This window comes from Citrobacter sp. Cpo142, assembly GCF_030332425.1.
GTDB lineage: Bacteria > Pseudomonadota > Gammaproteobacteria > Enterobacterales > Enterobacteriaceae > Citrobacter > Citrobacter portucalensis.
In genome coordinates, this window is record NZ_JAOWHW010000136.1 from 34,866 (window position 1) to 48,822 (window position 13,957).

Annotated in this window: 8 protein-coding genes; 2 read left to right on the forward strand and 6 right to left on the reverse strand. The window is 55.2% G+C overall.

Annotation, left to right across the window (positions count from 1 at the left end):
* The first annotated feature begins 337 nt into the window (after positions 1 to 337).
* The gene (gene narX, locus OGY18_RS19570; protein ID WP_003833391.1) at positions 338 to 2,134 is read left to right on the forward strand and encodes a nitrate/nitrite two-component system sensor histidine kinase NarX; all 1,797 of its coding nucleotides are present in this window, start codon (positions 338 to 340) and stop codon (positions 2,132 to 2,134) included.
* Positions 2,127 to 2,777 carry a two-component system response regulator NarL gene (gene narL, locus OGY18_RS19575; RefSeq protein ID WP_003833392.1) on the forward strand — a complete coding sequence of 217 codons (651 nt, stop codon included), beginning with the start codon at positions 2,127 to 2,129 and terminating at the stop codon, positions 2,775 to 2,777. The genes narX and narL overlap by 8 nt, the downstream gene beginning before the upstream one ends.
* Positions 2,778 to 2,798: 21 nt before the next feature.
* Here narL and OGY18_RS19580 read toward each other — a convergent pair whose 3' ends face one another.
* From OGY18_RS19580 to OGY18_RS19605, 6 genes are all read right to left on the reverse strand, one after another.
* Entirely contained in the window at positions 2,799 to 4,184 is a 1,386-nt protein-coding gene (locus tag OGY18_RS19580) for a YchO/YchP family invasin (RefSeq protein ID WP_435658663.1), read from the reverse strand.
* 102 nt (positions 4,185 to 4,286) lie between these two features.
* Positions 4,287 to 6,887, reverse strand: a complete 2,601-nt coding sequence (locus tag OGY18_RS19585) for a nitrate reductase (RefSeq protein WP_286554095.1) — start codon at positions 6,885 to 6,887, stop codon at positions 4,287 to 4,289.
* Positions 6,884 to 10,948, reverse strand: coding sequence for a nitrite reductase large subunit NirB (gene nirB / locus OGY18_RS19590; protein ID WP_286554097.1), 4,065 nt, complete (start codon positions 10,946 to 10,948; stop codon positions 6,884 to 6,886). The genes OGY18_RS19585 and nirB overlap by 4 nt, the downstream gene beginning before the upstream one ends.
* Before the next feature lie 10 nt (positions 10,949 to 10,958).
* Positions 10,959 to 11,747 carry an ABC transporter ATP-binding protein gene (locus OGY18_RS19595; RefSeq protein ID WP_286554098.1) on the reverse strand — a complete coding sequence of 263 codons (789 nt, stop codon included), beginning with the start codon at positions 11,745 to 11,747 and terminating at the stop codon, positions 10,959 to 10,961.
* A 9-nt stretch (positions 11,748 to 11,756) separates the two neighbouring features.
* Entirely contained in the window at positions 11,757 to 12,632 is an 876-nt protein-coding gene (gene ntrB, locus OGY18_RS19600) for a nitrate ABC transporter permease (RefSeq protein ID WP_286554100.1), read from the reverse strand.
* Between the two features lies 1 nt (position 12,633).
* The gene (locus tag OGY18_RS19605) at positions 12,634 to 13,893 is read right to left on the reverse strand and encodes a CmpA/NrtA family ABC transporter substrate-binding protein (protein WP_286554102.1); all 1,260 of its coding nucleotides are present in this window, start codon (positions 13,891 to 13,893) and stop codon (positions 12,634 to 12,636) included.
* Between the last annotated feature and the right edge of the window lie 64 nt (positions 13,894 to 13,957).

Consider the following 13,957-nt stretch of genomic DNA (forward strand, 5'->3'; position numbering starts at 1 on the left):
CACCTCTGATACTTGTTTCGATGCCTGCAACATTAGGGTTTACAGCTGGAGGTAAGTTGATATAAATCAAAGGAAAAGGTGTCATTATTCATGCCTAAAATTTATCATTACCCTAAATGAGTACATAACTTCGGTAAAAAAGATGTGGTTTTTCACGCTTCTGTCGCCCCCTACTCCCCCTCGCCCAGGATCTCTCCCTCCACTGGCAATTAAGAGGTAGCCCGTTTGAGGTATGGGTATACTCCAGTGTATCGCCGAGAATAACGCCACTGCCTGCAGCAGAATCGTCATTCAATAAGGTTTTCTGTTCGACGAAAACCCGAAGGAACAAGTCACCATGTTTAAACGTTGTCTCTCCCCGCTTACGCTGGTCAACCAGGTGGCGCTGATTGTTTTATTGTCCACAGCCATCGGCGTGGCGGGTATGGCTGTCTCCGGCTGGCTGGTTCAGGGCGTTCAGGGTAGCGCCCATGCAATCAACAAAGCGGGATCGCTGCGCATGCAGAGTTATCGCCTGCTGGCAGCCGTACCGCTGGACGCTAGCGATCAACCGCTTCTGGATGAAATGGAGAAAACGGCGTTTAGCCCGGAGTTGACGCGTGCCGCAAAGCGAGACGGACAACAGGCGCAGTTAAAAGCACTACAGGATTACTGGCACACTGAACTGGCGCCGGGGCTTGCGCATGCGCAAACGCCTGATGCGGTAGCGCAGGATGTGACACGCTTTGTAGGCGGTCTGGATAAGCTGGTTACCGCCTTTGACCATACCACTGAATTACGCATTGAACGCGTCGTCCTGCTGCATCGCCTGATGGCCATATTTATGGCATTGCTGTTGGTTTTCACCATTATCTGGCTGCGCGTGCGCCTGTTAGAGCCGTGGAAACAGCTGCTGGCGATGGCGCGAGCCGTCAGCCAACGTGATTTTACCCAACGCGCGCGTATCAGCGGGCGTAATGAGATGGCCGCTCTGGGCTCGGCACTGAATAATATGTCGGAAGAACTGGCCGAAAGTTACGCCGTGCTGGAACAGCGGGTACAGGAGAAAACGGCGGGTCTGGAGCACAAAAATCAGATCCTTTCTTTTCTGTGGCAAGCCAACCGCCGCCTGCACTCTCAGGTGCCGTTGTGCGAACGCCTCTCTCCGGTACTGAATGGTCTGCAAAATTTGACCTTGCTGCATGATATTGAACTCCGGGTTTACGACCTGGAAGATGAAGACAATCATCAGGAATTTACCTGTCAGTCCAATGCCAGCTGTGATGAGAAAGGTTGCCATCTTTGTCCTCGCGGAACGCTGCCCGCGATTGACGGCGGAATCACATTGAAATGGCGGCTGACCGACGCGCATACCCAGTATGGTATTCTGCTCGCCACCTTGCCGAACGGACGCCATCTCAGCCACGATCAGCAGCAACTGGTTGATACCCTGGTTGAGCAACTGACCGCAACGCTCGCGCTCGACAGACATCAGGAGCGTCAGCAGCAGTTGATCGTGATGGAAGAGCGTGCCACCATTGCACGCGAACTTCATGATTCTATTGCACAATCGCTCTCTTGTATGAAGATGCAGGTTAGCTGTTTGCAGATGCAGGGCGATGCGCTTTCAGATAACTGTCGCGAGTTGCTCAGCCAGATTCGTAACGAGCTGAATGCTTCGTGGGCACAACTGCGTGAGCTGTTAACCACCTTCCGTTTACAGCTCACAGAACCTGGATTACGGCCGGCGCTGGAAGCCAGCTGTCAGGAGTACAGCGCCCGTTTTGGATTTACGGTTAAGCTGGATTATCAGCTACCACCACGCCTGGTCCCTTCGCATCAGGCGATTCACCTGCTACAAATTGCGCGCGAAGCCCTGAGCAATGCGCTTAAACACTCTCAGGCCAATGAAGTTGTCGTGACGGTGGTGCAAAATGGCAAGCAGGTCAAACTAACAGTGCAAGATAACGGCTGCGGCGTACCGGAAAACGCCGAACGCAGTAACCACTACGGCATGATAATAATGCGCGACCGTGCGCAGAGCTTGCGCGGCGATTGCCGCGTACGCCGTCGCGAGACGGGCGGTACTGAAGTTGCTGTCACTTTTATTCCCGAAACAAACTTCACAGAAGTCCAAGGAGATACCCATGAGTAATCTGGAACCGGCAACCATCCTGTTGATCGACGATCATCCGATGCTGCGAACCGGTGTAAAACAGCTTGTCAGCATGGCGCCCGATATTACCGTTGTCGGCGAAGCCAGCAATGGTGAGCAGGGTATCGAGCTGGCTGAATCCCTTGATCCCGATCTGATCCTGCTTGATCTCAACATGCCCGGCATGAACGGCCTGGAAACTCTCGATAAGCTGCGTGAAAAGTCACTGTCGGGCCGTATCGTTGTGTTTAGCGTATCCAATCATGAAGAAGACGTAGTTACCGCACTGAAACGCGGCGCTGACGGTTATCTGCTGAAAGATATGGAGCCTGAAGATTTACTCAAAGCCTTACAGCAGTCAGCGGCCGGTGAAATGGTGCTGAGTGAAGCCTTAACACCGGTTCTGGCCGCCAGCCTGCGCGCCAATCGTGCAACGTCGGACCGTGATGTCACCCAACTGACACCGCGTGAGCGCGACATTCTCAAGCTCATTGCCCAGGGGCTGCCGAACAAGATGATCGCCCGTCGTCTGGACATCACTGAAAGTACGGTAAAAGTACATGTGAAGCATATGTTGAAGAAAATGAAGCTCAAATCACGCGTCGAAGCCGCGGTATGGGTACATCAGGAACGCATTTTCTGATAACGCGTTGATGCTTCATTGCTAACGAGGATCATTTTCCGAAACGGTAATAAACGGTTCGGTCAGTGATAGCGTGATCTCATTGGAAGAGACACGCTGACCCTGCTCATCTTCTACCACCACAGACAACCGCCAGCGGTTTGTCGCGCCTTCGCTGCTGTCCCACTTCGGCATAATAATCGTCCAACCTTGCACGCTTCGGTTATCGCTACCCGCCGTTAAACTCAACGCCTGGGTATCACCCTGCCAGGTTAAATGGCGGATCCCATGCAAACTACGCACCTGCAGCTTCAGCGCCACCGTCTCACCAGGCTTGAGATCCCAGGGCGGCGTGGCCAAAAATACCGTCAGCGTTTTACGCTGGCGATATTCCAGCGTCGGCAGATTGTTACGCTGCGGATCGTCATAACGACTGCCGCGCAGCGATCGGCTGTTTGCCACCTCGCTGACCATCAGCTGTTTTTTTAGCGGTACGCCAAATCGGTAATTCAGCGTTAAGCCGAGGTTATTCTGGCTGACTCCGCTTTCGCCCTGCTTATGTTGTGCCGTCACGGTAATCAACGGCACCGGCGTATAGCTCAATCCCAGATTCACCGCCACAGGATTGTGGTACCCGGTTCCGGAATGAAACAGATCCACCCGGTCGCCAAAATACTGTTCCACGCTGACGCTGGTATTGAGGTGTTGATAGAACGGCATGCGCATTTGCGCAGTCAGGTCGTAACCGCGGGCCATCCGTTGTTCCTGGGTTGCGGAACGCTCCTGCCAGGAGGACAACGGTTGGTAATAGTTAGCGGATAAGCGCAAGTTTTCGCCCCACGCCTCGGCGCCGAGACCTCCCCGGGGCAGATTTTCATCCAACAGGTTGTCATAAAAGGTGTTGTAACCCAGAAACCAGCCGTCGCGTACCCAGCGCTGCCCAATCCCCGCATTGCTGACTAAACCTTCGTCCTGTTGCGTCAGCCCTAACTGGCTCCAGGTTAAATATCGTTGATTGTCCTGCCACGGGATAAACCAGCTTCCCCGACTCCCGGTAAAGCTGCCTTCGTTATCCACCTGCAATCCAACGCTGGCGTTTCCCCAGGGAGAGAGCCAGGATTCCAGTTGCTGATTAACCTGTTCGCTGACCGTGTCACGCACCTGACCAAATGCGAACTGCTTCGCCTGTTCACCCGTATCAAGCCCGTTATCGGTCATGCTGGCTTCACCAAACGCTTTGACCATTTCAGCAAAGTGCTTTTCGCCTGCCCGCGACTCCGGCGCCAGACCGAGATCGGGTAAACCATCACTATTGTTATCGAAAGGGTTTTCGGCCTGGTAAATAAAAGATGTCCGTGCGCTGGCAATACCGCCTGCCAATGGCAAGAGTAGGAGAAGAGAAAATCTGCAGCAAACAAAACGGCTCAAATCGTTACTGGCTTTTATATCATTGAATTTGGGGACCACAGCGTAAATCCTACCTGTCCGACGTCCCCTTTGCAGCTTTTTCTCAAATTTTCAGGAATATCCTTAATCATTGAGTGTGATTTTTTGTGCCAGTAATGTCTTCAGTTCCGGAATACACGAGCCGCAATTACTCCCGCAACGTAACGCTTTTCCCAATGCCTGAACCGTATCACAACCGTTAGCGATAGCCTGGGTAATGGCCTTTTCTCCTACGCTGTAACAACTACAAATAGTCGCGCCCTTATCAGCCGTAATACCACCGGGTTTCCCGCCCAACAGGGCATGACGAGTCTGAGCGTTTTCCGACGTTTGCATGAATATGCAGAGGATCGCCGCATCATCAATCTGCGGCAGCGTTGCCGCTGACCAGAGCCCAAGCACCAGCTTTCCTTCATGCCAGGCCAACAGATTCAGTCCCTGCTCCCATTTCGCCTGCTGAAGTTGCCAGCCTTGCGTCACACAATATTGTTGCAGCCACGCAGAAATATCGCTGTCGCCCGCCAGCGTATAACGCACGGCATTGTCAGCACTTTTGCGCCACCAGTGAACGAACCCCGGTAACGTCAGCGCGGAGCGACAAAACAGCTCTCCCTGCCACCGGGGCTGCCATGCCATAATGCGCACCGCTGTCTGTTTGCTTTCCGGCTGTCCAGAGTCAGGGTCACAAATCGGCGCCACCAATGCATTTACCCGTCCTTGACGGGCAAAATGATTATTCCAATGCATTGAAGTGAAGACGTTCCCTGGCCGCTGCCCACGGTGAATGGTCACCCTACCAACCATTACGCCGCGCGGGGAGTTAACCCGGCATAGCGCACCTTCATTCAGCTTTAAGCGATAGGCATCCTCTGGTGCAATTTCTACCAGCGGTTCATTGATGTGCTGCATCAGGCGTGAAATCGTCCCCGTCCGCGTCATAGTGTGCCACTGATCGCGAATGCGACCACTGTTTAGCACCAATGGATAGAGGGCATCACAGGCAGTTTTCATCCCCTGTGGCGTAACAGATACCAGGCGTAAACGTTGGTTACCACGCCACCCCTGCCAAAAATTTAGCGTTGATGAGCCGGTACTCACTGGCCAGCGAACCGGCGTCATCTCATCCCACTGTTGATGCGTCAGCTCCGCTAACGCGCCGATATCAAATGCACGTTCCCCCCTGTTTTCATAACCGGAAAGCGCCGCATGTTCACAAAATACCTCCCATGCGCTTTGCCAGCCAAACGCATGGGCAAAACCCAACTGTTTCGCTATTTGCGCGACGATCCACCAGTCCGCCCTCGTCTCACCCGGCGCTGGTAAAAATGCGCGCTGGCGCGAGATCCGTCGTTCTGAGTTCGTCACCGTACCGTTTTTTTCGCCCCAGGCCTGAGCCGGAAACCGAATATGCGCGTAGCGGCTGGTGTCCGTGTCTGCCACGACTTCAGAGACAATCACCAGTGGACAGGCTGCCAACGCCTGGCACACGGCATGGCTGTCCGGTAATGACACCGCCGGGTTTGTCCCCATGATCCATACCGCTTTAACGTCGCCTTTACCGATCGCTTCAAACAAATCCACGGCCATCAAACCAGGCGTCTGCGCCAACCTTTCAGTGCCCCAGAAGCGGGACAGGCGGGCAAGATCCTGGGGTTCAAAATTCATATGCGCCGCCAGCTGCGTCGCCAACCCGCCAACTTCCCGGCCGCCCATCGCATTGGGTTGCCCGGTCAGCGAAAATGGGCCGCACCCCTGTCGACCAAACTTACCGCTGGCCAAATGCACGTTAATAATCGCATTACACTTATCGCTACCGCTGGCAGACTGGTTAATGCCCATGGTGTATAGCGTGATGGCTGTTGGCGCGCGCATAAACCAGTCATAGAAGGTGACAATATCGGCAACATCCAGCCCGCAAAACTGCGCCACACGCGCGAGGCTCCAGTCGCGCGCAATAGCAAACGTTTCTGCAGCGTCATCAAATTCACTTTGCGCATTACCCTCAGCCACAATCCTGTTCAGTAAGCCAACAAACAGCCCAGCATCGCTACCGGGCAGCAGGGAAAGATGCAGATCGGCGATATCACAGGTTGCGGTGCAGCGAGGATCGATAACCACGACTTTCATCGACGGATTAGCATTACGCGCCTGCACCAGACGCTGATACAGCACCGGATGCGTCCATGCTGCATTCGATCCCACCAATACCACCAAATCACTGCATTCAATGTCCTCATAACTGCAGGGCACGACATCCGCTCCTAGCGCCCGCTTGTATCCGGTCACCGCAGACGACATACAAAGCCGCGAATTGGTATCAATATTGGCCGCGCCAATGAAGCCTTTCATCAGCTTATTCGCCGCATAGTAATCCTCCGTCAGCAGTTGCCCGGAGGCATAAAAGGCTACGGCATGCGGGCCATGCTGAGCGATGATAGCGCGCAGACGTTCACCGGCGGTGTCCAGCGCCTGCGACCAACTCGCCGTTTCGCCATCCACCATCGGTTGCAACAACCTGCCGCTAAGTCCTGTGGTTTCAGCCAGCGCCGCGCCTTTGACGCATAAGCGGCCAAAGTTTGCCGGATGTTCGGGGTCACCTCTGACGGTGACGCCATTATTGTCTACCTGCGCAATCACGCCGCAGCCAACGCCACAGTACGGGCACGTTGTACGAGTCTCACTCATGATGCCTCCGCCCGCAGGATCAGCGCCTGAGTTCCCACCCACACTTTGCCCGCCTCCACTTTCACCGGCCAGGCGCGTACCGCCTGTTCTCCGCTGTCATACTGGCGGCCATCGCGCAGACGAATACGTTGTTTATACAGCGGCGAGATAACAATCGGCTCACCCTGCACATCCCCCAGAATACCGCGCGATAACACCTGCGCAGCGCTACCGGGTTCAAGGTTATCAAGGGCATAAATCGTCTGCCCAAAGCGGAATAATGCAATTTGCACATCTCCCAGACGTGCGCCAATACCCGCCTGCTCAGGGATTGCATCAAGGGTGCATATCTCCTGCCAGGGTTTTGTCGGTAATGACTCACGGCCCCTGGATGCAGGTTTAGCCAACTGCGGTTGCCCGCGTAAAGGCGCGCGGGCAACCGTCTCATCCGCCTCATCACTATTGATATATGAACGAAACAGCGCCAGACGCTGCGGGCTACTGAGCGTGGTTTGCCATTCGCACTGGTAGCTTTCCACAACCCGCGCCATCTCTTGTTCCAGTTCACTGGCAATCCCTAAACTGTCGTCGAGGATCACTTCACGCAAATACGCAATGCCCCCTTCCAGATTATCCATCCAGGTGCTGGTACGTTGCAGACGATCCGCGGTGCGAATGTAGAACATCAGGAAACGGTCGATAGTGCGCATCAGCGCGGTATCATCTAAATCACTGGCAAACAAATCGGCATGGCGTGGTTTCATTCCTCCATTGCCGCACAGAAAGAGATTCCAGCCTTTATCCGTCGCAATGACGCCCACATCCTTGCTCTGTGCCTCGGCGCACTCCCGGGTACAACCGGACACCGCCATTTTAATTTTGTGTGGTGCACGCAACCCTTTGTAGCGATTTTCAAGCATCACCGCCATTGCCGTTGAATCCTGTACGCCGTAGCGACACCAAGTCGAGCCAACGCAAGACTTCACCGTTCGCAACGACTTCCCGTACGCATGCCCTGTTTCAAACCCCGCAGCCACCAGTTCGCGCCAGATATCAGGTAACTGTTCCAGACGCGCGCCGAAAAGATCCACCCGTTGCCCGCCGGTGATTTTGCTGTACAGCTGATAACGTTTCGCAATCTGTCCTATGGCGATCAGGCCGTCCGGTGTGACCTCTCCCGCAGGCATACGCGGGACCACAGAATAGGAACCGTCTTTTTGAATATTGGCAAAATAGCGATCGTTCGTGTCCTGCAGCGGTAAGTGCGCAGGTTTAAGCAGATACTCATTCCAGCAGGACGCCAGTACTGACCCCACCAGAGGTTTACAGATTTCGCAGCCGTGACCATGGCCGTAACGGCTAATCAACTGTTCGAAAGTATGGATATGGTTCACCCGTACAAGGTGATAAATCTCCTGGCGCGACCAGGGAAAATGTTCACAGATATCCTTTTTGACCTCAACGCCCTGGGCCGCAAGTTGGTGCTCCATCACTTGTTGCACCAGCGCGCTGCATCCGCCACAACCGGTCGCTGCTTTAGTGCACTGTTTGATGGCGCCAATGTCCGTCGCACCAGCACTTACCGCCCGGCATATATCGGCCTTACTGACGTTATGACAAGAGCAGATTTGCGCAGTATCGGGCAATGCCGCAACCCCAAGCGCTTTTGGCGCACCGCCCGCCAGCGCGGGCAGGATCAGCGATTCCGGCTGACCAGGAAGCGGCATCCCATTCAACATCATTTGCAATAGCGTGGCGTAATCGCCAGCATCGCCAACCAGCACTCCGCCCAACAGCGTTTTGCCCTCTGCGCTGACGACGATCTTTTTGTAGATCTGCTCGGGACCATGCGTCCATTGATAGCTTTTCGCGCCCGGCGTACGGGCATGCGCATCGCCAAAAGAAGCAACATCAACGCCCAGCAGCTTGAGCTTGGTGCTCATATCCGCCCCGCTAAAGCTGACATCTTCTCCGGCCAGCTGTGCGGCGACTACCCGCGCCATTTGATATCCCGGCGCGACAAGGCCAAAGACTCGCCCTTCCCACAGCGCACATTCGCCGATTGCAAAAATGGCGTCATCTGACGTGCGACAGTGGCTATCGATACAAATCCCACCGCGTTCGCCAATATCTAAACCGCTGCGACGCGCCAGCGCATCCTGCGGACGAATACCCGCAGAAAAAACCACCATTTCGGTTTCCAGCTTTTCGCCGTCGGCAAAGTGCAGTACCAGTCCGTCAGTGGTACTTTCAATTTCCGTGGTTGATTTTGCGGTGTGGACGCCAACGCCAAGCGCCTCTATCTTTTCTCGTAACATCGCGGCACCGGCGTTATCCAGCTGCACCGCCATCAGATTAGCGGCAAACTCAACAACATGCGTTTCCAGCCCAAGCTGACGCAGCGCGTTCGCAGCCTCCAGACCAAGCAGGCCACCGCCGATCACCACCCCGCGGCGCGCACTTTTCGCTTTCGCTGCAATGGCATCTAAATCGTCCAACGTACGATAAACAAAGCAGGCGGGTGAGTCCCCACCTTTCACAGGGGGGACAAATGGATACGATCCGGTGGCAAGTACCAGCGAATCCCAGTGGGTTTCATGTCCGTCGGCGTTGCGGATGACGTGCATCTCACGATCGATCTCGGTCACGCATTGCCCCAAACGTAGCTCTATGCCATTACGGGCAAAGAAATCATCAGCGACAAGCGAAAGTGATTGCGCGCTGCGCCCGGCGAAATACTCTGACAGATGCACCCGGTCATAGGCGGCATAACGTTCTTCGCCAAACACCACAATGTGATAATGCAAATGCAGATTACGGCTAACGCATTGCTCAAGAAAATGGTGGCCAACCATACCGTGTCCCACAACAGCCAGTGTCGGTTTTGTCATCGTCATCTGTCCTGCAGCCGATGGCTGCGTATCAAAGCGGTCGAAGAGCCAGTCGGAGTGTGCTGTCGCCCCCTGGGTCAGCAAATCGGTTAATGGCGCTGCGCTATGGCAATCGCCCATCAGCAGCACACCATGGAGTTTTCCATCACGCGTCAGCAAGCGGCGATAGTGCCCGCTGAGCGGATCGTATGTGCTCAGGGTGGCATCCGTCGCCGTCGTGTCCGTTACGCCTGCACTAAACAGATCAATTCCTGTCACCTTGAGGCGCGTTCCACTCGCCTGCCAACCAAATCCGGCACCGATAAAACCCGCTAGTCGCGCAGCCAACACCTCAGCCTGTTTCAGGCACGGCGCAACCAGTCCCCACGTCTGGCCGTTAATCTCGCAGCATTCCCCGACGGCGCTAATGCCGGGCATTGAGGTGCGAAGCTGTTCATCCACCACAATCCCCTGCTGACAAACAGCACCGCACTCCTGCGCCAGGGAGATATTGGGTTTAACCCCCGTAGCAATCACCACGCCATCCGCCGCAATACGCTGGCCATCCAGCAACGTTACGCAGTCGGCTTCGATACTGACGAGCCCAGAACTAAGCTCGCAGCGAATACCACGACCTGTTAGTTGCGCCTGCAGCAGATCGCTGGCCTGTTGATCAAGCTGTTGTTCCATCAACCTTCCCGCGCGATGAATCAACGTGACATCGTCACCGTGAAGACGTAAGGCTGCCGCGGCCTCCACGCCGAGAACGCCACCACCCAGCACCACCTTTGGCCCAGACTGCTGGAGAATCGCCTCGACATCCTGCATCGTGCGAAAAGCATGAACATGCGGTTGTTGGACGCCTGGAATGGGCGGAATAAACGGATACGATCCGGTGGAAAATACCAGCTCATCCCAGAACAAAAGCCGTTTTGTGGTAGTCAGGCTGCGGCTGGTGGCATCAACGGCCAACACAGCTTCATCGCTCAGAACCGTCACGCCGTGATCGAGATACCACTGCGCCGGATGAAGCAAAGTTTGCGCAAAGGGCTTTTCTCCCCCCAGCACCGGTGAAAGTTGGATCCGGTTGTAGGCAAGCTGCGGCTCTTCACCAATAACGGTGACGGAAATGCCGCCGTTTTTGTACATAACAAGCGCCTCAATCAGACGAGTTGCCGCCATGCCATGACCCACAATGACCAGTCGCGTCATCTTCCCCTCCTTACGCCGCCTTCGGCTGTTTCTCATATAGAAAATGGAGAATGCGTTGCCGCAGGTGGTGGTATCGGCTGTCATCGGCAAGCTGGACCCGATTGCGTGGGCGCGGTAAATCAACCGTCAAGATCTCGCCCACCGTCGCCGCTGGCCCGTTGGTCATCATCAGAACCCGGTCGGAAAGTAGCACCGCTTCATCAACGTCGTGAGTGATCAGCACAATGGTGGTATTCAGCGACTGCTGGATGTGCATCACCGTATCCTGCAAATGTGCCCTAGTGAGCGCATCCAGTGCGCCAAACGGTTCATCCATAAGCAGGACTTTGGGTTTCATCGCCAGTGCCCGGGCAATACCCACGCGTTGCTTCATCCCACCAGAGACTTCACCGGGGTGTTTGTGCATCGCGTGCCCCATCTGGACGCGGTGCAGGTTGTGTTCGATCCACTCACGTCGCTCGGCTTTACTCATGGTGTGGCGAAATACCTGATCGACGGCCAGGGCTACGTTGTCGAAACAGGTCAGCCACGGCAGCAGCGAATGATTTTGGAAAACGACCGCCCGCTCAGGCCCCGGCCCGGCGATTTCGCGGTGATCGCAAATCAGGCCACCTTCAGTTGGTAACGTAATGCCGGCAATCAGATTCAAAAGCGTCGACTTTCCGCAACCGGAGTGACCAATCAAACTCACTGTCTCCCCTTCATGGATATCAAAAGAGACATTGTGTAGCGCGAGGAACTCACCGCTGGCGGTCGAAAAACGTTGGCTGACCGCCTGGACCTGAATAATGGGTTTCATGTTGTCTCCTTATTTTTCCTGCCAGCTATAACGACGTGCCACCAGCATTAGCCCCTGCTCAAGCAGCAGACCTACAACGCCGATGATGACGATAGCGATGAGAATGTTTTCGACGTTAAGGTTGTTCCACTCATTCCAGATCCAAAAACCAATCCCTAACCCGCCGGTGAGCATTTCTGCTGCCACAATCACCAACCAGGCGATGCCAATCGACAGGCGTACGCCAGTGAGGATCGCCGGAAGCACGGCGGGGAAAAGTATCCGCCGCATCACCGTCCACTCAGAGAGTTGCAATACGCGAGCTACGTTGAGGTAATCGTCAGGGATTCTCCGCACCCCTTCGGCGGTGTTGATCACCATCGGCCATATAGAGCAGATAAAGATGGTCCAGCTCGATGCGGGTTCCGCTTTTTGAAACAACAGCAGTCCAATCGGCAGCCAGGCCAGCGGGCTGACCGGGCGCAACAGCGCAATCAGCGGCGAAAACATGTGCGAAAAGAAGGTGAAACGCCCAATCAGAAAGCCCAGCGGAATCCCCACCAGCGCCGCTAATCCGAAACCGATCGCGACCCGTTGCAACGACGCCAGCACGTTCCAGCCGATCCCCATATCATTCGGCCCGCCGTTATAGAACGGATCGGCAAACAGCGTCAGGGCTGAATCCAGAGTGCTCAGCGGCGTAGGAAATCCTTTGCTGTTGATAGCGGCCAGTTGCCAGCACACCACCAGCAAGGCAATCCCCAGCAGAGCGGGTACGGCTCGCCTGAGCCATGCGTTTAACCATAATGACCACGGCATTTTGCGCTTTCTGACCTTCATCGTTGATAGCGTGATGACCTCACCGACTACCGGCTCAGGGGATTTAAGCTGCGTATTTTGTTTCATCTCAGGCTCCTGTACGGTGGAGGGTAAAACTGTTGGCATAGGCTTCTGGATTGCGGCCATCCCATACGGAACCGTCCATCAGCGTACTGGTGCGTAGCAATTGCGCAGGCGGTGTTATCCCACCAACCGCAGCTGCCGCATCGCGCCAGATATCGGTCCGGTTGATGCGCGCGGCAATGGCTGCATAATCCGGTTGTTGCTTTAACAATCCCCAACGGCGGAACTGGGTCAGAAACCACATGCCATCGGAATGCCAGGGGAAACTCACCTCGCCGTCGCGAAAAAAGCATATGGCATGCGGATCCTGCCAGCGACGACCTGCCCCGTTGTCGTAATCACCCAGCATTCTTCCCGTCAGATAGCTTTCTTTGGTATTGAGCCAGGCCCGGCGCGCCAGAATTTGTGCTGTTTCGCGTTTGTTGGCGTCACTGGCATCTATCCAGCGCGACGCTTCAAGCAGCGCGCTAACCAGCGCCCGGGCAGTATGTGGATATTTTTCTACCCACTCCCGGCGCGTACCGAGTACTTTTTCCGGATGGTCGGGCCAGATTTCCTGAGACGTCGCCGCGGTAAAACCGATGCGGTCGTTGATCGCCCGCGCATTCCACGGCTCGCCGACGCAGAAGCCACTCATATTGCCAATGCGCATGTTCATAACCATTTGCGGAGGCGGTACCACAACGGTGCGAACATCGGTGAAAGGATTGATGTCAGCGCTGGCCAGCCAGTAATAGAGCCACATGGCATGTGTGCCTGTGGGAAAGGTGTGCGCGAAGGTATAGGTTCCGGGCGCCTGCGAGACGATCCGTTTCTTCAGCGCAGACGCATCGGTAATGCCCTGCTCCAGCAGCGTTGCGGAGAGCGTGATCGCTTGACCGTTCTGATTGAGCGTCATCAGATTGGCCATGGGCTGCGCTTTACTGGCAATACCCAGTTCCAGGCCATACAACAGGCCGTACAGAACATGAGCCGCATCCAGCTCTCCAGAGACCAGTTTGTCACGCACTGCGGCCCAACTGGCCTCTTTGGTCGGCACCAGCGTAATGCCGTATTTTTTATCAAAACCTTTCAACGTGGCGATAACCAGCGGCGCGCAGTCGGTTAGCGGAATAAAACCGACCCGAACGGTAGTCATCTCCGGCGCATCAGACCCTGCCGCCCAGACCGAAGACATCAGTCCTGGAATCAGCGAGCTGGCCCCCATCACGGCACTTGCCTGTAAAAACCGCCGCCGCGTTAACGAAACTGTTCTGTCACCCATACATGCTCCCCATAAAAAAAGGCGTCCAACAATGCCTAAGCATTGCGGGACGCCTTTATCCTCA